18 protein-coding genes are annotated in these 19110 nt (G+C 64.4%); 10 read left to right on the top strand and 8 right to left on the bottom strand.

Annotated elements, in window-relative coordinates:
* Window positions 1-210: 210 nt before the first annotated feature.
* The 3 genes from AC07N6_RS01470 (at window position 211) to AC07N6_RS01460 (ending at window position 4029) form a co-directional block, all read left to right on the top strand.
* On the top strand, window positions 211-1605 hold the full coding sequence (locus AC07N6_RS01470) for a peptidoglycan DD-metalloendopeptidase family protein (RefSeq protein ID WP_494780553.1): 1395 nt from the start codon (window positions 211-213) through the stop codon (window positions 1603-1605).
* Between the two features lie 85 nt (window positions 1606-1690).
* The gene (locus AC07N6_RS01465) at window positions 1691-2824 is read left to right on the top strand and encodes an anhydro-N-acetylmuramic acid kinase (protein ID WP_494780552.1); all 1134 of its coding nucleotides are present in this window, start codon (window positions 1691-1693) and stop codon (window positions 2822-2824) included.
* Window positions 2825-2874: 50 nt separating this feature from the next.
* Entirely contained in the window at window positions 2875-4029 is a 1155-nt protein-coding gene (locus AC07N6_RS01460; protein ID WP_494780551.1) for a branched-chain amino acid ABC transporter substrate-binding protein, read from the top strand.
* Window positions 4030-4475: 446 nt separating this feature from the next.
* Here the strand turns inward: AC07N6_RS01460 and corA are convergent, their stop codons facing one another.
* The 8 genes from corA to mpl all read right to left on the bottom strand — a co-directional run bounded on the left by corA (window position 4476) and on the right by mpl (window position 12867).
* On the bottom strand, window positions 4476-5441 hold the full coding sequence (gene corA / locus AC07N6_RS01455; RefSeq protein ID WP_494780550.1) for a magnesium/cobalt transporter CorA: 966 nt from the start codon (window positions 5439-5441) through the stop codon (window positions 4476-4478).
* A 188-nt stretch (window positions 5442-5629) separates the two neighbouring features.
* A complete protein-coding gene (gene mtgA, locus AC07N6_RS01450; protein ID WP_494780549.1) occupies window positions 5630-6340 on the bottom strand; it encodes a monofunctional biosynthetic peptidoglycan transglycosylase in 711 nt (236 codons plus the stop codon).
* A gap of 45 nt (window positions 6341-6385) precedes the next feature.
* The gene (gene aroE / locus AC07N6_RS01445) at window positions 6386-7201 is read right to left on the bottom strand and encodes a shikimate dehydrogenase (protein WP_494780548.1); all 816 of its coding nucleotides are present in this window, start codon (window positions 7199-7201) and stop codon (window positions 6386-6388) included.
* Window positions 7202-7256: 55 nt separating this feature from the next.
* The gene (locus AC07N6_RS01440) at window positions 7257-8138 is read right to left on the bottom strand and encodes a TonB C-terminal domain-containing protein (RefSeq protein ID WP_494780547.1); all 882 of its coding nucleotides are present in this window, start codon (window positions 8136-8138) and stop codon (window positions 7257-7259) included.
* A gap of 55 nt (window positions 8139-8193) precedes the next feature.
* Entirely contained in the window at window positions 8194-10263 is a 2070-nt protein-coding gene (locus AC07N6_RS01435; RefSeq protein WP_494780546.1) for a ribonuclease catalytic domain-containing protein, read from the bottom strand.
* 11 nt (window positions 10264-10274) lie between these two features.
* Complete coding sequence (locus AC07N6_RS01430; protein ID WP_494780545.1) at window positions 10275-10874, bottom strand: chorismate--pyruvate lyase family protein; 600 nt, start codon at window positions 10872-10874, stop codon at window positions 10275-10277.
* Window positions 10874-11482 (bottom strand): YqiA/YcfP family alpha/beta fold hydrolase, encoded by a 609-nt coding sequence (locus tag AC07N6_RS01425; protein WP_494780544.1) that lies wholly within the window; start codon window positions 11480-11482, stop codon window positions 10874-10876. Before AC07N6_RS01425 ends, AC07N6_RS01430 begins: the two co-directional genes overlap by 1 nt.
* Window positions 11479-12867, bottom strand: coding sequence for a UDP-N-acetylmuramate:L-alanyl-gamma-D-glutamyl-meso-diaminopimelate ligase (gene mpl / locus AC07N6_RS01420; protein ID WP_494780543.1), 1389 nt, complete (start codon window positions 12865-12867; stop codon window positions 11479-11481). Before mpl ends, AC07N6_RS01425 begins: the two co-directional genes overlap by 4 nt.
* 121 nt (window positions 12868-12988) lie before the next feature.
* Between mpl and AC07N6_RS01415 the strand changes: the two genes are divergently transcribed.
* The 7 genes from AC07N6_RS01415 (at window position 12989) to AC07N6_RS01385 (ending at window position 19028) form a co-directional block, all read left to right on the top strand.
* A complete protein-coding gene (locus AC07N6_RS01415; protein WP_494780542.1) occupies window positions 12989-13630 on the top strand; it encodes a hypothetical protein in 642 nt (213 codons plus the stop codon).
* Window positions 13627-14148 (top strand): TlpA family protein disulfide reductase, encoded by a 522-nt coding sequence (locus AC07N6_RS01410; RefSeq protein ID WP_494780541.1) that lies wholly within the window; start codon window positions 13627-13629, stop codon window positions 14146-14148. The genes AC07N6_RS01415 and AC07N6_RS01410 overlap by 4 nt, the downstream gene beginning before the upstream one ends.
* A gap of 85 nt (window positions 14149-14233) precedes the next feature.
* The gene (gene aroQ / locus AC07N6_RS01405) at window positions 14234-14671 is read left to right on the top strand and encodes a type II 3-dehydroquinate dehydratase (RefSeq protein ID WP_050469764.1); all 438 of its coding nucleotides are present in this window, start codon (window positions 14234-14236) and stop codon (window positions 14669-14671) included.
* Window positions 14672-14809: 138 nt separating this feature from the next.
* Complete coding sequence (accB, locus tag AC07N6_RS01400) at window positions 14810-15271, top strand: acetyl-CoA carboxylase biotin carboxyl carrier protein (RefSeq protein WP_494780540.1); 462 nt, start codon at window positions 14810-14812, stop codon at window positions 15269-15271.
* Between the two features lie 175 nt (window positions 15272-15446).
* On the top strand, window positions 15447-16823 hold the full coding sequence (accC, locus tag AC07N6_RS01395) for an acetyl-CoA carboxylase biotin carboxylase subunit (protein WP_494780539.1): 1377 nt from the start codon (window positions 15447-15449) through the stop codon (window positions 16821-16823).
* Between the two features lie 14 nt (window positions 16824-16837).
* On the top strand, window positions 16838-17752 hold the full coding sequence (prmA, locus tag AC07N6_RS01390) for a 50S ribosomal protein L11 methyltransferase (RefSeq protein ID WP_494780538.1): 915 nt from the start codon (window positions 16838-16840) through the stop codon (window positions 17750-17752).
* Window positions 17753-17756: 4 nt separating this feature from the next.
* The gene (locus AC07N6_RS01385) at window positions 17757-19028 is read left to right on the top strand and encodes a DUF3426 domain-containing protein (protein WP_494780537.1); all 1272 of its coding nucleotides are present in this window, start codon (window positions 17757-17759) and stop codon (window positions 19026-19028) included.
* Window positions 19029-19110 lie beyond the last annotated feature (82 nt).

The raw sequence follows: 19110 nt of genomic DNA, 5'->3' as shown, positions 1-19110 counted from the left end.
CGAAATCGTATTGCTATAATCCGGTTTTCGTTTTTCTGCTGAGCGCCTCGACGCGGCCTTCAGAGCTCAAGTCAGCAGAAAGTGCATTCACATCTGTTCGGGATGTTTCGCGGGCACAATACGGCGGCTCAAGCGGCGGGGGGACAGTAACGCTGCGCAAGCCACTGGACGCGGTTATCCGGAACAGAACATCAGATTTTAACGTATTGCATGTTCCCACAAGATAAATTCAAGCGCGTCACGTCCCGATGCACCTCCGCCCTCCAGTCCTGCCACCACAAAATTTCAGGCTCCTCGCCTAAGGCCCGTATCGTCGGCGCCAGCGCGTTGTTCCTGGCCGCCTTCACCATCGGCGCCGCCGGTTTCGCCCCGGCCGAGCCGGACCTGAAGGACGCGCCGGTCAACCCGATCACCAAGGAACTGGCCTTGCCTGATTTGCAACAGCAGATCAGCACACTGGAAGAAAACGCACAGTACTACGTCAATGAAGAGAAGGTGCGCTCCGGCGATACGCTGGCCGCCCTCCTGAACCGCCTGGGCGTGGACGACCAGGACGCCGCCAACTTCATCAAGTCCGACACCCTGGCGCGCTCGGTCATGCAGTTGCGCGCGGGCAAGCGCGTGGTGGCCCAGACCGACGAGAACGGCGAACTGGTCAAGCTCTCCGCCATGCTCGACGACGGCGGCGATACCCTGCGCAACCTGGTGATTTCGCGCGAGGGCGACCACTTCAAGGCCGATGCCGTGCCGGCCACGCTGGAGCGCCGCGTCGAAATGCGCTCCGGGGTCATCTTCTCGTCCCTGTTCGCCGCCACCGATACCGCCCAGATCCCCGACGCCGTGGCCCTGCAACTGGTCGACATGTTCGCCACCAACATCAACTTCGCCGCCGACCTGCGCCGCGGCGACCGTTTCAACGTGGTCTACGAGACCTTCTGGCAAAACGGCGAACCGGTGCGCACCGGACGCGTGCTGGCCGGCGAATTCGACAATGCCGGCAACCGCTACCAGGCGGTCTGGTTCAACGACCCGGGCAACAAGGGCGGTGGCGGCGGTTACTACGCCTTCGACGGCAAATCGCTCAAGAAAGCCTTCCTGAAGTCGCCGCTGGCCTTCACCCGTATCTCCTCGGGCTTCTCGATGCGCCTGCACCCTATCCTGGGCAAATGGAAGCAGCACACCGGCGTCGATTTCGCCGCCCCCAGCGGCACCCCCATCCATGCGGCGGCCGATGGCGTGGTTGACTTCGTCGGCCAGCAGAACGGCTACGGCAACATCGTGGTGATCAAGCATTGGAGCGGCTACTCCACCGCCTATGCCCACATGAGCCGCTTCGCCTCCGGCCTCAGGAAGGGCATGAAGGTCGGCCAGAGCGATGTGATCGGTTTTGTCGGCATGACCGGCTGGGCCACCGGCCCGCACCTGCACTATGAGTTCCGCGTCAACAACCAGCCGCGCAATCCGCTGTCGGTGGACGTGCCCAACAACCAGGCGCTGACCGGCCCGCAGTTGAAGAACTTCCGCACCGTCGCCGCCGAGATGCAGCACCGCATGGCGATGCTGCGCGTGCCCGGCGCGCCGGACGTGAAACTGGCCGCGAAGTAAGCCTGCCGTCTCCCCTCTGCAAGGGCGGTCGCTGTAGAATCAGCGATCGCCCTTTTTCTTGGAACCCAATAGGTTCTTACCGCCCATGCCAGCCTCCGCTCCCACGCTCTACATCGGCCTGATGTCCGGCACCAGCCTCGACGGCGTCGACGGCGTGCTGGCGGCCTTCGCTCCCGGCAGCGATACCATCTCCGCCACGCTGGCCGCGGCCTACGTGCCTTTCCCCGAACACCTGCGCGCCGACCTCATGGCGCTGCAGGCGGCCGGGCCCAACGAGATCGAGCGCGAGGCGCTGGCCGCCAACGCGCTGGCCGTGCACTACGCCGATTGCGTGGCGCAATTGCTGCAACAAACCGGCAACGGCGCCGCCGACATCCGCATGGTCGGCGTGCACGGCCAGACCATACGCCACCGCCCGGAACTGGGCTTCACGCGCCAGACCAACAATCCGGCGCTGCTGGCGGAGCTGTCCGGCATCGATGTGGCGGCCGACTTCCGCAGCCGCGACGTCGCCGCCGGCGGCCAGGGCGCACCGCTGGTGCCGGCCTTCCACCGCGCCGTGTTCGGCCACGATCTGGAGTCGCGCGTGGTGGTCAACATCGGCGGCATCGCCAACCTCAGCATCCTGCCGGCAGGCGCCGACCAGGCCACCTCCGGCTTCGACACCGGCCCCGGCAACGCCCTGATGGATGCCTGGATCAAGCTGCACAAGGGACAAAACTACGACGCCAACGGCGACTGGGGCGCAGCGGGAAAAGTACATGACGGATTGCTGCGGCATTTGCGCGATGAGAATTTCTTCCGCCTGGCCCCGCCCAAGAGTTCGGGGCGCGACCTGTTCCACCTGGACTGGCTGCAGGCGGCCATGCTGAAAACCGGCGCAGCGGTGGCGCCGGCCGACATACAAGCCACGCTGGCGATGCTCACCGCCGGCACTATCGCCGACGCCATCGCGGCCTATGCGCCGGATGCGCGCAAGGTGTACGTCTGCGGCGGCGGCGCCGAAAACGGCTTCCTGATGCGCCTGCTGCAGCTGGCGCTGCAAGAACGCGCCAGCGTGCAATCCACGGCGGCGCTGGGCATCGCCCCCAATCAGGTGGAAGCGCTGGCCTTCGCCTGGCTGGCCTGCCGCTTCGACCTGCGCCTGCCGGGCAACCTGCCGGCCGTCACCGGCGCGCGCGGGCTGCGCGTGCTGGGCGCCCTGTATCCGGCACACTGATCGACGACAATAGCAACCGGCATCACTGACCTTCGGGGGAGGGAGAAAAGATGACATGGGACTTCAGCATCAAGTCGCATTGCAGGAACGCCATCCTGCTGTTCGCATGCCTGTCGGCAGCGATCGCACCGAAGGCGCAAGCACAGGCCGATACGCAAGTCGCGCTGATCGGATTGGCGATGCCCTTGTCCACACCGCGCGGGCAAGCCCTGCGCGACGCCGCGCAGCAAGGCATAGATGACGTCAACCAACGCAACATCGTTGTCAACGGCAAGAAAATTATCTTCAAGCTGTTCGAGGTCGATGACAAGAACGACAACAATCATGCCGCGCTGGGCGCCCAAACCATGGTCAACGCACAGGTGATCGGCGTGGTAGGCCACTTGTCCACCGATGCCAGCCTGATCGGGGCCAAGATCTACAACAAGGCGGGGATACCATTGGTCTCGCCAACCGCTACCGCCCGCACATTCACCCAGCAGGGATACGCCAACGTCTTCCAGCTTCTGGGGCATACCGAGATCACGACCGACCACCTGGTCCGCGTCGCCACGCAGACCATCGGCGCCAAACGCATCATGGTCGTCGACAATGACACTGAACTGGGCTACTCCCTGGCCAACAGTTTCACCAGGAAACTGCGCGAGAAGGGACAGCAAGTGGTCGCCCGCGCGTCGGTCAACCAGAAGACTTCCGATTTCAACGGCGTGCTGTCGCAAGCGCACCAGGCCGGCGCCGACATGATTTTCCTGGCCGCCATCGTGCCGCAGGCCATGGCGTTCGCGCAGCGGCTACAGCAACGGGATCCGGCCATCACGCTGTTACTGGCCGGCGGCGCGGTCAATTACAATTTCCCGGGCAGCTCCGACGAGTATGGCAACAACACATGGATTGTCGTACATGGGCTGCCCGAGGAAAAACTGCGCGGGTTCAAAGCGCTGAAAACGGCATACTCCGCCAAGTTCAAGACCAACCTGATCCCGCAGTCGCTGTTCACCTATGACTGCGTGGGCGTACTGGCCGAGGCGGTACGCCAGAGCAATTCGCTGGATCCGGAAAAGCTCATCACCGCCTTGCATCGCCTGCACTACACCGGCGTGTCCGGCCCGGTATCGTTCGACGACGAAGGCAGCCTGAGGGAACCCAATTACAGCCTGTACCGGGTGGAACAAGGTCATTGGAGCGCTGTACAAACCTTTCCGTGACCAGCTTCAATGTCCCCCGCCAGCAGGCAATGCCGTTCAGTTAAGGCTAACTCTCGCTCAATCATCAGAGTCCGTTCGGGCTGAGTAGGTTCGTCAGGGCCGTATCGAAGCCAGCGCGCCAACGTCAGCAGTCTTGCCTGCCCTTCGATACGCTGCTGCGCAGCTACTCAGGGCGAACGGGGTCTGCACTCCACCAGCACAAATGCCGTTCAGCGCTTAACTGAACGGCATTGCCTGCAGGCGGGGATTTTTTACATTGCGGCAAAACTCAAGCCGACGATGGCGAGCGATCAATAATGATGTCGCATGTGGCGCATGAAGTCCTCCTGCCAGTCCCAATCGATGGAAGGAGTATGCGCCATCCGGATGACGCATCGCATCGGAAAATGGCGCAAATGGGCGTCAGAAAACAGCAACGCCGCCATCGGCAGACGACGCGCCTGCGCTCAATTGAGCCAGCCGCGCCGGCGGAAATACCAGAACGGCGCGATCGCCGAGCCGACCATCATCAGGATCGCCAGCGGATAACCCACGTCCCAGTCCAGCTCCGGCATCAGCTTGAAGTTCATGCCGTAGATGCTGGCAATCAGCGTGGGCGGCAGGAACGCCACCGAGGCCACCGAGAAGATCTTGATGATCTTGTTCTGGTTGATGTTGATGAAGCCGACGGTGGCGTCCATCAGGAAGTTGATCTTGTCGAACAGGAAGGCGGTGTGGCCGTCCAGCGATTCGATGTCGCGCAGGATCTGGCGCGCGTCCTCGAACTGTTCGGAACTCAGCAGCCGGCCGCGCATCAGGAAGCTGACCGCGCGCCGGGTATCCATCATGTTGCGGCGGATGCGGCCGTTCAAGTCTTCTTCGTGCGCGATGGTGTTGAGCACCGCGGCGGCATCCTGGTCGGACAGGCTCTTTTTGAGCACGCTGGTGCTGACCGCTTCCAGCTTCTGGTAGATGCCCTCGAGCGCATCGGCGGAGTATTCGGCATCGGTCTCGTACAGTTCCAGCAGCACATCCCGATAGTCGCCGATGGAGCCGGGGCGGGAGCGCGCGCGCATGCGCACCAGGCGGAACACCGGCAAGTCTTCCGAATGCACCGAGAACAGGATGTTGCGCGCCAGGATGAATGCCACCGTCATGGCCGAGGAGGCGTCGTCGTCGCCTTCGAACAGGAAGTCGGTGCGCAGGTGCAGGTCGCCGTTCTCGGCTTCGAAATAGCGGGCCGAGGCTTCGATGTCGCTGAACTCGTCTTCGTCCGGCAGGGTCACGCCGTAGATGCTTTTGATCCAGGCGCGCTCCTCGTCGCTCGGCTCCGTCAGGTCGACCCAGACCGGCGCGACCTGTTCCAGGTCGGAACGGCTGTCGATGTTGACCTGGTTGAGTCGTCCGTTTTGCAACACGAATACATTAATCATGGGGTCTCACCAGAGCCTAGTTGACATTAAATTTGCGAGATGCGCCGCCCCCGCAAGGCGCGCCGGCGGCGACGCCCGGAACGTGCGCAAGTGTACGTTCAACGATTGCGCCAGGCAAGCGCGGCACATGGCGATGTGACGATGTCACGCGCTTGTCATCCCGCCGGCCCGGGGACAATCGATGGCGCCTAAGGATGGGCCGCGGGCAAGGTAGCCGCGTTCATGCGCCGCAGGATCAATCCGGTGCGGGCGGCCAGGTAGCCCGAGCCGCGGTTCTTGTCGTAGAAGCGCGGGCGCGGCAGCATCACCGCCAGGCGCGCGGCCTGCTCGGGGCCGAGCCCGGCGGCCGAGGTGCGGTAATAGTGCTGGGCCGCGGCTTCGGCGCCGAATACGCCATTGCCCCATTCGACCACGTTCAGGTAAATCTCGAAAATACGCTGCTTGTCCATCAGGAATTCGAGCATGTAGGTGATGATGAATTCCTGGCCCTTGCGCAAGTAGCTGCGTTCGCCCGAGAGGAACAGGTTCTTGGCCAGTTGCTGGGTGATGGTGGAGCCGCCGGCCACTACCTTGCCCTTCTTCTCGTTTTTCTCGTAGGCCTTTTGCAGGGCATCCCAGTCGATGCCGTCGTGCTCCGAGAAATTGGAGTCTTCGGAAGCGATGATGGCGCGCTTGAGGTTGTTGGAAATGCGGTTGTACGGCACCCATTTGAACTGCAGCTGGGCGTCGGGATTCTTCTCGCGCAGGATCGATAATTGCTGGCGCATGAAACTGGTGGAGCCGGGGTTATGGCCGTTGCTCCACCACCATATCTGCACGAAGAAATACGCCTGCAGCAACAGCACGCAGGCGATGGGTAAAAGGATGATCCAGAGTAGCAGCTTGCGTACGGATTTCATGTGCCTGTTCTTGTTGGAATGCCTGCTGGCGTCGCTGCCCCGGCTTTATTCGGCCAGCTGGCGGCGCAAGCTGGCGAAGACCTCCGACGTATCGGGACGCACGCCGCGCCACAGCAGGAAGGCTTCGGCGGCCTGCTCGACCAGCATGCCCAGGCCGTCGCGGGCGACGGCGCCGTGCTCCTGCGCGCTGTGCATGAACACCGTGGGCTGGCGCCCGTACATCATGTCGTAGGCCAGCGTCTCGGACCCGTACACGCTCGCCGGCAACGGCGGCAGGTCGGCGTTCAGGCTGGCCGAGGTGGCATTGACGATCAGGTCGAACGCGCCATCGAGGTCGACATAGGCGGCACTCCTGACCGGCCCGTATTGGGCGAACTGCGCGGCCAGCTCAGCGGCCTTGGCCGGGGTCCGGTTGACCACCACCAGCTCGGCCGGCCGCTGCTGCAGCAGCGGCAGCAGCGCGCCGCGCGCGGCGCCGCCGGCGCCCAGCAAGAGGATGCGGCGGCCCGCCAGCGCCTGGCCGGCATTGACCGTAATGTCGGTCACCAGGCCGGCGCCGTCGGTGTTGTCGCCATGGATGTTGTCGCCGTCGAACTTGAGCGTGTTGACGGCGCCGGCCAGCCGCGCGCGTTCCGACAGGCTGTCGGCCAGCGCATGCGCCTCCAGCTTGAATGGCACCGTGACGTTGGCGCCGCGTCCGCCGTTGCGCTGGAATACCTGCACACTGGCCTTGAAGCCATGCAACGGCGCCAGCAAGCGCTCATAGTGCAGCGCCTGCCCGGTCTGGGCGGCGAACTGCGCGTGGATCTCGGGCGACTTGCTATGGGCAATCGGATTGCCGATGACGACGTATGCATCCATGTTGATCCACCTGTTCCGTGTTTGCCTGTCTTGTTGTGCGCTGTCCCGGCGCCTATCAGCCGGCGCCGAATTGCGCCTGCAATCCCTGGTCGCGCGTGAAACGGAAACGCGTCACGATTTCCCAGACGTCGTCCCGGCCGGTGGTGCGCATGTTTTCCGGGAAGCGGCCGAACGGCGCCGAACGCCGCACGATCGCCACCGCCGCCTGGTCCAGCGCCGCATTGCCGGAACTGGTCTTGACCACTACCCCGCCATCGCGCTCGTAGATGGTGCCGTCCTGGTACACCGGGATGATCACCAGCAGCTCACCATACAGCTTGTTGCCATCCTTGGTCGGGAAATTCAGCGTGCCGACCTTTTCGATCTTGTCCTGCAGCGTCTTGTAGTACTGGGCGTAGCCGACCTCGCGCGTGCTGGGCGTGATCTGGGTCTTCTTGGGCCGCTTGTTGTATTCCTCGATGTTCTTGGCCACCTCGGCTTCCATGCGCGCCATCGCACGCACCGTCTCCAGCATGTCGCGCGCGTTGAGTTTCGGCTCTTCCTTGGGCTTGGGCTCTTCCGCGCTGGCCACATGCGGCGTCGTGGGCTGCATCTGCGCCAGCATCTTGCGCTGTTGTTCTTCCAGCTCGGCGACGCGGCGCTGGGCGGCTTTCACGCTGTCGCCGCTTTCCTGCCGCTTCATGTCCGGCAACGGCGACTTGGCGCGCCCATGGTCCACGTTGCCGCCGCCGTCCAGGTTGGCCTGCGCCAGCGCGTCGGCGTTGAGCGGCTTCTTGTCGTGCCTGGCGTTGACCAGGATCACTTCCAGTTCCGGGTCGGACGGCTTCAGGCGGAAGGCATCGGGCGCGACGAAATGCACGGCGAGCAGCACGCCATGCACCAGCAGCGAGATGCCGAGCGCCAGGCTCAGCAGACGGTGTTGGGAAAACAGGTTCACAGCAGGAACGGATGGCCGAGGATGGTCAAAGCAGCAATTCTACGCCAGCACCGGCTCATTGCGCGGCATCGGCCGGCTTGTTTTCCGCGCCGTTCGCAGCGTCCGCTGCATCCGCAAGCGCCTGCTCGCCGGCGCCGTCCGCGGCCTCGCCAGCCTCGCCGCCGCCCATGCCTTCGAGCAATTCATCCTCTTCATCGCCCAGGTCGGCCAGCGCTTGGCCGGCAGCCGCCGGCACCTCCAGCAGGCGCGCCTCGACCGTGAGGTCGACCTCGTCCCAGCGCAACAGGTCGAGCTTGACCTGCAGGCCGCGCGCCAATACGGGTAAGCCCGGCATGCGCAGCACCAGCGGGATCTCGGCCAGGCGCAGGATCTCTTCCTTGAGCACCACGGCCTCGACCGTGCGCGCGTTTTCCTGCGCCAGCCAGCGCAGGCACCAGTAACGCTCCATGGTCGACTGGAAATCGGCGTAGCCGGAATAAGCGGCGTCAAAGCCCGAAACGATGGCGAACAGGTCGGCGTCGCGCGGCTTGAACGGCGCCACCAGCGGCGCGGTCACGCCGTGTTCGATACAGGCCAGGATCTGCCACTGGTTGACCAGGTCGGTATAGCGGCGCAGCGGCGAGGTGCTCCAGGCGTATTGGTCCACGCCCAGGCCCTGGTGCGGCGCGGCGTGGGTCACCATGCGCACCTGCATCTTGGCCGCCCAGCCGCCGGCGCCGCCGCCCTGGGCGCGGTAGATGCCCGGCACGCCGTGCTCGGACATCAGCTTGCCCCAGGTGCTGTTGGCGAAGATCATCAGCTCGGCCACGATCTTGTCCAGCGGCGCGCCGCGCTTGCGGCGCACGATCGACACCACGTCGTCCTCGACGTAGAAATTGAAGTCGACGCGGTTGTTCTGCTCCGGCCGCAGGCCGAAGCTCTCGCGCTTGGCCATGCGTCCCTGCTCCAGCAACTGCACCCACTGCCACAGCAGCGCGATCTCGTCCTTGTGCGGGTAGTCGCCCAGGTTCGCGGCCAGCGCCTCTTCGGTCACCAGTTCATCGAGGTCGTTGTGGCGCAGGTTGGCGGCGATCGGCACCAGCTCGGCGCGGGTCTCGGTGGCCAGCACTTCCCAGGTCTGGGCGTCCAGCGTGGCGTACAGCGACAGCGCCGGGCGGGCGGCGCCGGCGTCCAGCGTGTAGGCCGCGACCAGGTCGTCCGGCAGCATGGTGATCTTTTCGCCGGGCATGTAGACGGTCGACATGCGCGCGCGGGCGATGTCGTCGATGGCGTCGTTGCGCTTGATGGCCAGGCCGGGCGCGGCGATGTGGATGCCCACGCGCAGCTTGCCGTCAGGCAGGCGGGTGACCGACAAGGCATCGTCGATCTCGGTGGTGGTGACGTCGTCGATCGAGAAAGCCTGCACCTCGGCGGTCGGCAGAGCGGTCGGCGGCTGCGGGATGGCGATGGCGGCAAAGCCGGTGCCGCGCGGGAAGTATTCATACAGGAACTTGGCGTAATGCAGGTCCTTGGGCGAGGCGATGCCGCCGGTGGCCAGCATCAGGCGCTGCGGCGTGGTCTGCAATTCCTTGCTGGCGGCGTCGAGCGCCTTGAATTCGATGCCGTTCTTGTCGGGCTTGAACAGCAATTGCAGCGCGATCGGCTTGAACGCCTCGGGCAGGCGGTTGGCCTTGAGCTCCTCGACATACGCGGCTTGCACCGCCAGTTGCTGCTTCTTCTTTTCCAGGCCGGCCAGCGCGGCTTGCAGCGATGCCTGCGGCGCCGCCTTGTAGCGGCCGCGGCCCTTCTTGTAGAAATAGACCGGCGCGGTATGCAAACGCAACAGCAAGCCGGCCGCTTCCGGCGGCAGCGGCGCGTGGCCGAAGTATTCGGCGGCCAGCTCGGCGAAGCCGAACTCCTCTTCGCCGGCCACTTCCCACAGGAAGTCGAGGTCGACTTCGTCGGCGATGGCCTGGGCCTGCTGCAGCAACTCCTGCGGCGAAGGCGCGGCGAACTGCAGCAGCGCGTCCTTGGACTTGACCTTGGTCCGCTTGCCGGAGGCCATCTCGACCTGATAGGACTCGCCCTGCTGGGTCATGATGGAGCCGGCCTTGAAGTCGCCGGATTCTTCGAACAATAAATTCATCGTTTGCTTCTTTACATGGAACGGGCATCAGTGCGCATCAAAGCACCCAATGCCGGGAGAAAAACGTCGGTGACCATCAGCACGCCGCCGCGGCGCGAAAACAGCGAGCGGCGGGCATACAAGGCGGCGGGAATGGCCTCGCCGGGTAGCGCCGCCGCGATGCGACGCATCAGCGGGTGGCCGGATTGCAGCCGCGCGTACTCGATCGGGCTGCGCCCCACCAATGGATCGAAAAACAGGTTGGCGCCCAGCGGCGTGTTGCCCAGCCTGCTGAAAAACGGCCAGTCGGACTTCACCGACGAGGTCGACAACACGGTGTGGCCGAACACCACCGGCCGGCCGTCGCAATGCAGGATCACGTCGCGCTCGACCACCCGGCTGCGCGCCGGCACGCCGAGGGCCGCATATTCGTCGGCCAGGATCGGGCCCGGCCGCTGGCGCAGCAGGCGCACCGAGAAATCGCGGGTGCGCGCCTTGAGCTTCAAGGTCATCGAACCGGGGTCGGCCAGCCACGCACGGGTGCGGCGCATCAACTCGCCATCGGCCGCCAGCAGCGACGCCAACGCCTGCGGGTGCGGCATCCATGCCGCCTTGCGCAACGAATGCGGCATCAGGACACCGCCTTGCCCGAGGCGCCGGCTTCAGCCGAGCCATCCACGCCGCAAAAGGCCAGCACGTCGTCGATATAGTCGGCGAATTCGGCGATGCCGTGGTCGCTGCCTTCGATCACGATCTGGCGCGCGCCCGGATAGTGCGCGACCATTTCGCGCCAGTCCAGCACTTCGTCGCCGGTGGCGGCGATCAGGAAATAGCGCTCGGGCCGGCTGACCTTGCCCACCGTCAGCGCGCGCAATTCATCGACATATTCGCGCTTGAACTCGAAGGGTTCGTCGGAATGGTAGTGGGTGGTCACGCCGACATAGGATTCCAGTTCGCGCGGCGGCTTGACTGCGGGGTTGAGCAGCACCGCGCGGCAACCGTATTGCTCGGCCAGCCAGGTGGCATAAAAGCCGCCCAGCGAGGAACCGACGATGGTGAGCCGACCGAGGTCGGCGCCGTCCACGATGGACCGGGCCAGCGCGATGGCGCCCGCCGGAGAAGCCGGCAATTGCGGGCAGGCGTACCGGTCCTGCAAGCCCAGTTCGCGCATGCGCTGCCCCATCAGGCGCGCCTTGAAGGACTGCGGCGAGGAACGGAAGCCATGCAGGTAGAGGATCATGCCAGCGCGTCCAGGATTTTCTGGTGCACGCCGCCGAAGCCGCCGTTGCTCATCACCAGCACATGGTCGCCCGGCCTGGCCGCGCCCTGGACCGCCTGCACCAATGCATCGAGGTCGTCGAAGGCGGCGCCTTTGGCGCCCAGCGGGGCCAGCGCCTCGGCCAGGTTCCAGCCGAGCGCATCCTTGCCGGCGCCGGCGCCGTAACCGAACACCAGGTCGGCGTCGGCCAGGCTGGCCGGCAATGCGTCCTTCATGGTGCCCAGCTTCATGGTGTTGGAACGCGGTTCCAGTACAGCCAGGATACGCGCCGCGCCGACCTTCTTGCGCAGGCCGGCCACGGTGGTGGCGATCGCGGTCGGGTGGTGTGCGAAATCGTCGTACACGGCCACGCCATGGGCGGTGCCGCGCAGCTCCATGCGGCGCTTGACGCTCTGGAACGCGCCCAGCGCCTCGATGGCCTGGGCCGGCGGCACGCCGACGTGGCGCGCGGCGGCGATCGCAGCCAGCGCGTTCATGCGGTTGTGCTCGCCGCTCAGCGCCCAGGCTACCGTGCCTTGCAGCTCGCCATTGAACAACACATCGAAACGGCCGTCGTCATGGTTGGCCAGCGCCCAGCCGGCGCCCTGGGCCACGCCGAAGTCTTCGCGTTCGCTCCAGCAACCGCGCGCGATCACGCGCTGCAGCGCCGGTTCGCGGCCATTGACGACCAGCCGGCCGATGCCGGGCACGGTGCGCACCAGGTGATGGAATTGGGTCTCGATGGCGGCCAGGTCGGGGAAGATGTCGGCGTGGTCGTATTCGAGGTTGTTCAGGATCGCGGTGCGCGCGCGGTAGTGCACGAACTTGCTGCGCTTGTCGAAGAAGGCGGTGTCGTATTCGTCGGCTTCGATCACGAAGAACGGCGAGGGAGCACCCTTGCCGCCCTGGCCGTCGCTGCCCAGGCGCGCGGAAATGCCAAAATTCATCGGCACGCCGCCGATCAGGAAGCCCGGGTTGTAGCCGGCATGCTCCAGGATCCAGGCCAGCATGGCCGAGGTGGTGGTCTTGCCGTGCGTACCGGCCACCGCCAGCACCCATTTGTCTTGCAGGATATGGCGGCCGATCCATTCCGGGCCGGAGACATACGGCAGGCCGCGGTTGAGGATCTCTTCCATCAGCGCATTGCCGCGCGAGACGACATTGCCGATCACGAACAGGTCAGGCGCCAGCGCCACCTGGGACGGATCGAAGCCTTGCATCAGCTCGATGCCCTGGGCCTCCAGCTGGGTGCTCATCGGCGGGTAGACATTGGCGTCGCAGCCGGTCACCTTGTGGCCGGCTTCCTTGGCGAGGACGGCCAGGCCGCCCATGAAGGTGCCGCAAATGCCGAGAATGTGGATATGCATAACAAGTCTTCGGGTGTAATCCCGGGATTTTACCTGAGGCAAGGCCCCCGCCCCCAGTCCCGGCCGCACAAAACCGGCCAAGACGGCCGGGGCCGGACGACACCGGTCGCGAGCGGGTATGATGTCGCCCATGCCAGATTTCATCTCCCCGACCGAACAACTGCGCGCCGAAATCGCCGCGGCGGCCGCGCGCATGATCGCCGAAGACGGCGCCGACTATGGCAGCGCCAAGCGCAAGGCGGCCCGGCAGATCCTGGGCAACCAGAAAGTGCGCGGCGAGATCATGCCCGATAATGAGCAGATCGAAGAAGAAGTCCGCCTGTACAACGAACTTTTCTTCGCCGATACCCAGCCGGCGCGCCTGCAGCACCTGCGCCGGGTGGCGCTGAAACTGATGCAGGACCTGCAAGCCTTCAACCCGTATATCACCGGCGCGGTGTTCAACGGCACCGCCGGCGAGCATTCGGACATCCACTTGCAGCTGTTCACGCCCAGCGCCAAGGACGTGGAAATTTTCCTGCTCAACAAGAACGTGAATTTCGAAGTCGGCGAGCTGCCGCACTTTCGTACTGGCCAGCCGGTGGAAACGCTGAGCTTCCTGTTGCCGCAAAAAGGCGCGGCGCCGGAACTGGCCCACCTGGCCCTATATGAAGAAGACGACCTGCGCGGCAGCGTGCGCACCGCTGCGGGCAAGCGCCCGGAACGCGGCGACGCGGCTGCGCTGGAGCGTCTGCTAACAACCTTCGAGAAAGAAAATCAATGAAGAAGCTGCGCAATGCCATCCTGTTGATTATCGTTGCCGTCATTTGCGTGGGCGTAGGCATGTACGCCAGCCACCGCAGCACGCCGCCCGACTCGCCCGAAACCCAGGCCCTGAACCGCCTGCTGTCGCAATCAATGCCGGATGCGTCGGGCCAGCAGCAGTCGCTGGCGCAATGGCAAGGCAAACCGCTCATCGTCAACTTCTGGGCCACCTGGTGCGGCCCCTGCGTGGAAGAAATGCCCGAACTGGTGGCCTTGCAGAAAGAGATCGCCCCCGTGCAAATTCTGGGAATTGGCGTCGATAGTCAGGACAATATCGCCAAATTTGCACAAAAATATCAAATCCGCTATCCTCTCTACGTTGCTGGAACCGGCGCCACCGATTTGCTCAGGCAATTCGGCAATCAGGCGGGCGGTCTTCCTTTCACCGCTCTGGTGGGCAAGGACGGCAAAGTCAAAAAGATCTATCTGGGCCGCTTGAAGTTCGACGAGCTGCGCCAAGACCTCTCCCAGCTGTAAATCCGTGAAAAGAAAGTTTTTCTTGCCAAATAATGTCATTTGACGGCAAAATGCGCCCATCGTCGTCAAACGGGGCTTAACCTCCATGGCAAAACAACTTCTTCTCCTCAATGGCCCGAACCTGAATCTGCTCGGGACCAGAGAGCCGGAAGTCTATGGATCGACCAGGCTGGCCGATGTTGAACGGCTGGCCCAGGAACAAGCCCGCGCCGCCGGCGCCGCTTTGCAGGCGTTCCAAAGCAACCACGAAGGCGCGCTGATCGACCGCATCCACCAGGCCCGCGAAGAGGGCGTGGATGCCATCGTCATCAACCCCGGCGGCCTGACCCACACCAGCGTGGCCCTGCGCGATGCGCTGGCCGGCGTGGCCATCCCGTTCGTGGAAGTGCATATCTCCAATATTCATCAACGCGAGGAATTTCGTCATTTTTCATACCTGTCCGGCATTGCCCGGGCAGTCATATGCGGTTTTGGAGTCGACGGCTACCGCCTGGCGGTCGACTACTGGCTGCGTCAGTCCTGACGGCAGGCTTAGCTGCTTGCTTATCCGCGCCTGAACGGACACATCAAGAAACCAGCAACAAGCAATACACCGATACTGCCGGCCGCGCTCGACCGCCGGCGATTATTTAACTTCTCATCTACATTCCGAGGGATTCAAATGGATTTACGAAAACTCAAGACGCTGATCGACCTGGTTGCCGAATCGGCCATCGAAGAGCTTGAAGTCACTGAAGGCGAAAGCAAGGTCAGGATCGTCAAATCGTCCCCGAATACACAAAACCAGGTCGTGATGATGCCGCAGCAGCAAGCGTATGCGCCCGTCGCCGCGCCGCTGGCCGCCGCTCCCGCGGCTGCTCCAGCCGCCCCGGTGGCCGCTGTCCCTGAAGGCTATATCGTGAAGTCGCCCATGGTCGGCACCTTCTACCGCTCCTCCGCTCCGGGCGCGCCGGCGTTCGTCGACATCGGCAAGGAAGTCAAGGAAGGCGATACCCTGTGCATCATCGAAGCCATGAAGCTGTTGAACGAAATCGACGCCGACAAGGGTGGCGTGGTCAAGCAGATCCTGGTGGAAAACGGCCAACCGGTCGAATTCGGCCAACCCCTGTTCGTGCTGGGCTGATCGACGCACCGGACCCGATGGCATTTCCGACCTGGCCGGATGGCGCCGCCTGCGGGCGGCAACCGAAGCGGAAATGCTGTACTGTCGATGCGGGCTGCTTGCGCCAAGATGGCGCGCCGCGGCGCCGACATCCGGAACCTATAACGCTTGACCTTAGCGACGCCCCATTCCAGTTATGTTTGAAAAAATCCTGATCGCCAATCGTGGCGAAATTGCCCTGCGTATCCAGCGCGCCTGCCGCGAATTGGGCATCAAGACCGTGGTCGTGCACTCCGAAGCCGACCGCGAAGCCAAGTACGTTAAGCTGGCGGATGAATCGGTATGTATCGGCCCGGCACCGTCGGCGCTGTCCTACCTGAACATGCCGGCCATCATCAGCGCCGCCGAAGTGACCGATGCCCAGGCGATCCATCCCGGCTACGGTTTCCTGTCGGAAAACGCCGATTTCGCCGAGCGCGTGGAAAAGTCGGGCTTCGTCTTCATCGGCCCGCGCGCCGAGAACATCCGCATGATGGGCGACAAGGTGTCGGCCAAGCAGGCGATGATCCGCGCCGGCGTGCCCTGCGTGCCGGGTTCGGAAGGCGCGCTGCCTGACAACCCGAAGGAAATCGTCCAGATCGCCCGCAAGATCGGCTATCCGGTCATCATCAAGGCCGCCGGCGGCGGCGGCGGGCGCGGCATGCGCGTGGTGCATACCGAGGCCGCGCTGATCAACGCCGTGACCATGACCAAGACCGAAGCCGGCGCCGCGTTCGGCAATCCGGAAGTCTATATGGAGAAGTATCTGGAAAATCCGCGCCACGTGGAAATCCAGATCCTGGCCGACGAGCACAAGCAAGCCATCTGGCTGGGCGAGCGCGACTGCTCGATGCAGCGCCGCCACCAGAAGGTGATCGAGGAAGCGCCGGCGCCGGGCATCCCGCGCAAGATCATCGAGAAGATCGGCGAACGCTGCGCCGAGGCCTGCCGCAAGATGAATTACCGCGGCGCCGGCACCTTCGAGTTCCTGTATGAGAACGAAGAGTTCTACTTCATCGAAATGAACACCCGCGTGCAGGTGGAACACCCGGTGACCGAAATGATCACCGGCGTGGACATCGTGCAGGAACAGATCCGCATCGCCGCCGGCGAGAAGCTGCGCTACCGCCAGCGCGACATCGAGTTGAAGGGCCACGCCATCGAGTGCCGCATCAACGCCGAGGATCCGTTCAAGTTCATCCCGTCGCCAGGCCGCATCACGGCATGGCACGTGCCGGGCGGCCCCGGCATCCGGGTCGATTCGCATGCCTATTCCGGCTATTTCGTCCCGCCCAACTACGACTCCATGGTCGGCAAGGTGATCGCCTACGGCACCACCCGCGAGCAAGCCATCCGCCGCATGCAGATCGCGCTGTCGGAAATGGTGGTCGAAGGCATTTCGACCAACATCCCGCTGCACCGCGAGCTGATGGTGGATGCGCGTTTCTTCGAAGGCGGAACCAACATCCATTATCTGGAACACAAGCTGTCGGAACGCCCGGCATCGTCGGACGCCGACAAATCCAAGAAGTGAAAGTGAAGTGATCCATGGGCTGGGTTGAAATCGTCATCGAAGTGGCGCGTGAGCAGGCGGAGGCTTTGTCCGACGCCCTGATGGAGGCTGGCGCTTTGTCGGTGTCGGTGGAAGATGCGGATGAAGGCACCGCTGCCGAGCGCCCGCTGTTCGGCGAGCCCGGCATGGAGCCCGACGAGGCGGCCTGGGACCGCAGCCGCGTGGTCGCGCTGGCCGGCAAGGATGCCGACCTGGCGACCATCGTGGCCGACGCCACCGCGGCCATCGGCCTGGGCTATGCCCTGCCCTTCGCCACCCGCGAGGTGGAAGAACAGGACTGGGTGCGCCTGACGCAATCGCAGTTCGAGCCCATCCATATCGGCCAGCGCATCTGGGTGGTGCCGAGCTGGCACGACGCGCCGCAAGACAGCGACGCGCTGGTGCTGGAACTGGACCCTGGCCTGGCCTTCGGCACCGGCAGCCATCCCACCACCCGGTTGTGCATGGAGTGGCTGGAAACCAATGCCACGCAAACCCGGACCCTGCTGGACTACGGCTGCGGTTCGGGCATCCTGGCGCTGGTGGCGGCCAAGCTCGGCGTGCCGCAGGTGATCGGCGTGGATATCGATCCGCAGGCGCTGGAAGCGGCCAACTACAATTCGGCGCGCAACCGCTGTGAAGTCGCTTATTTCCTGCCGGAAGAATTCGCCCAGGCGCATCCGGAAGGCGAACGCTTCGACGTGGTGGTGGCCAACATCCTGGCCGGCCCGCTGCAACTGATGGCGCCGATGCTGGCCGGCCGGGTTGCCCCCGGCGGCGCGCTGGTGCTCTCGGGCGTGCTGGACCGGCAGGCGCAGGAAGTCATTGCCGCCTACGCGCCCTACCTCCCGCTGGCGGTGTGGGCCGAACACGAAGGCTGGGTGGCGCTGGCAGGCCGCTTGCCGGAGTAAGCGCATGGCGTTGGCGACCCAATGTCCGCATTGTTTCACCATCTTCCGGGTCGCCGGCGACCAACTCAAACTGCGCGGCGGCCTGGTCCGCTGCGGTAACTGCAAGCAAGTCTTCAACGGCAACGAATACCTGGTGGAAGCCAGCGTCAGCGACGGCCATTACCAGCCCGCGCCGGGCAGCAAGGCGCAGGCGGCCCCTACGGCCATGCCGGTCGCCCCGGCGGCGACTGCGCCCGCAACCGTTGCCAACGCCCTGCCTGCCACACACAGCCCGGTTCCCGAGGTCAATACGCCGGTTCCGGCGGCAACGCCACCGCCGGCTCCTGCGATGACCGCGCCGGAACCTGTTCCCGCCATCGCCGAACCCAACGTGTTCCGCTCGCCTGACAGTCCGGGTTATATCCCCGACCTGAGCATGCCGCTGCGCGCATCGGAGCAAGCGGATCGCTTCCCGTTGCCGCTGACGCCATCCGATACCAGCCATATCGATGACCTGCATGGAGGGCATGCCCCGTTTCCCGATGGCACGCCGGCGCAGACCGCCCCATTGGCCGCCCCATTGACCGATGCATTGGCTAACACCTGGGCTGAAGCGGAAGCGCTTCCCGGCGCCGGGCCGCAGGCAAAGGCTTCCGACGAGAATCCGTTCGCCGCTTACGAGCGGGCAGCCGCCAGCGCGGAAATTCATTCAGATCAAGACGGCACGGACACCCGGCAAGAGCAGGAAGAGGCCGATGATGATGACGCCGACCAACCGGCTTTCGTCAAAAAGGCCGAACGCAAGGAACGGCTCAGCCACGTCATGAAGATAGTGATGATGGTGCTGGCCGGCGCCATGGTGCCCATCCTGCTGCTGCAATCCACCTATTACTGGCGCAACCAGCTGGCGGTTGCGGCGCCGCCGCTGCGCCCCATGCTCGACGGCATGTGCGCCGCCTTCCATTGCACGCTCGGCCTGCCGGCCGAGATCGACCGCCTGTCGCTGGAATCGAACGAGCTGCAGGTGGTGCCGCCCAACCAGAACATCTACGCCCTGTCGCTGGTGCTGCGCAACCGCGGCGACACGCCGCAGGCATGGCCGCATATCGAGCTCACGCTCAACAACGATGATGAAAAGCCGGTGGTGCGCCGGGTGTTCCGGCCGCGCGAATACCTGGCCAGGCCGCAGCAGCAGGACAACGGCATCGCCGGCGAAAGCGAACAGCAGATCAAGCTGACCTTCGAGCTCAACGATGCGCTGGTATCCGGCTATCGCATCTACCTGTTCTATCCCTGAACCCGGCTGCCATCCGGCCGGCCCAGGCCTGCTCCGGAAGACAACGCTGAACTTCCGGCCGCTTTCTTCTACAATGCGGCAT

The organism is Herbaspirillum sp. GW821-FHT09A12 (genome assembly GCF_059418325.1).
The sequence above is the reverse complement of the archived record's forward strand: the minus strand, read 5'-3'. Positions and strand labels throughout refer to the sequence as shown.

What these genes read in the sequence shown, in the direction of transcription:
- aroQ (WP_050469764.1), top strand. Translation starts at nt 14,234, where the DNA reads ATGGCAAAACAACTTCTTCTCCTCAATGGCCCGAACCTGAATCTGCTC.
- AC07N6_RS01435 (WP_494780546.1), bottom strand. Translation starts at nt 10,263, where the DNA reads ATGAATTTATTGTTCGAAGAATCCGGCGACTTCAAGGCCGGCTCCATC.
- corA (WP_494780550.1), bottom strand. Translation starts at nt 5,441, where the DNA reads ATGATTAATGTATTCGTGTTGCAAAACGGACGACTCAACCAGGTCAAC.
- prmA (WP_494780538.1), top strand. Translation starts at nt 16,838, where the DNA reads ATGGGCTGGGTTGAAATCGTCATCGAAGTGGCGCGTGAGCAGGCGGAG.
- accC (WP_494780539.1), top strand. Translation starts at nt 15,447, where the DNA reads ATGTTTGAAAAAATCCTGATCGCCAATCGTGGCGAAATTGCCCTGCGT.
- AC07N6_RS01430 (WP_494780545.1), bottom strand. Translation starts at nt 10,874, where the DNA reads ATGCCGCATTCGTTGCGCAAGGCGGCATGGATGCCGCACCCGCAGGCG.
- accB (WP_494780540.1), top strand. Translation starts at nt 14,810, where the DNA reads ATGGATTTACGAAAACTCAAGACGCTGATCGACCTGGTTGCCGAATCG.
- aroE (WP_494780548.1), bottom strand. Translation starts at nt 7,201, where the DNA reads ATGGATGCATACGTCGTCATCGGCAATCCGATTGCCCATAGCAAGTCG.
- AC07N6_RS01385 (WP_494780537.1), top strand. Translation starts at nt 17,757, where the DNA reads ATGGCGTTGGCGACCCAATGTCCGCATTGTTTCACCATCTTCCGGGTC.
- AC07N6_RS01425 (WP_494780544.1), bottom strand. Translation starts at nt 11,482, where the DNA reads ATGATCCTCTACCTGCATGGCTTCCGTTCCTCGCCGCAGTCCTTCAAG.
- mpl (WP_494780543.1), bottom strand. Translation starts at nt 12,867, where the DNA reads ATGCATATCCACATTCTCGGCATTTGCGGCACCTTCATGGGCGGCCTG.
- AC07N6_RS01465 (WP_494780552.1), top strand. Translation starts at nt 1,691, where the DNA reads ATGCCAGCCTCCGCTCCCACGCTCTACATCGGCCTGATGTCCGGCACC.
- AC07N6_RS01460 (WP_494780551.1), top strand. Translation starts at nt 2,875, where the DNA reads ATGACATGGGACTTCAGCATCAAGTCGCATTGCAGGAACGCCATCCTG.
- mtgA (WP_494780549.1), bottom strand. Translation starts at nt 6,340, where the DNA reads ATGAAATCCGTACGCAAGCTGCTACTCTGGATCATCCTTTTACCCATC.
- AC07N6_RS01470 (WP_494780553.1), top strand. Translation starts at nt 211, where the DNA reads ATGTTCCCACAAGATAAATTCAAGCGCGTCACGTCCCGATGCACCTCC.
- AC07N6_RS01415 (WP_494780542.1), top strand. Translation starts at nt 12,989, where the DNA reads ATGTCGCCCATGCCAGATTTCATCTCCCCGACCGAACAACTGCGCGCC.
- AC07N6_RS01410 (WP_494780541.1), top strand. Translation starts at nt 13,627, where the DNA reads ATGAAGAAGCTGCGCAATGCCATCCTGTTGATTATCGTTGCCGTCATT.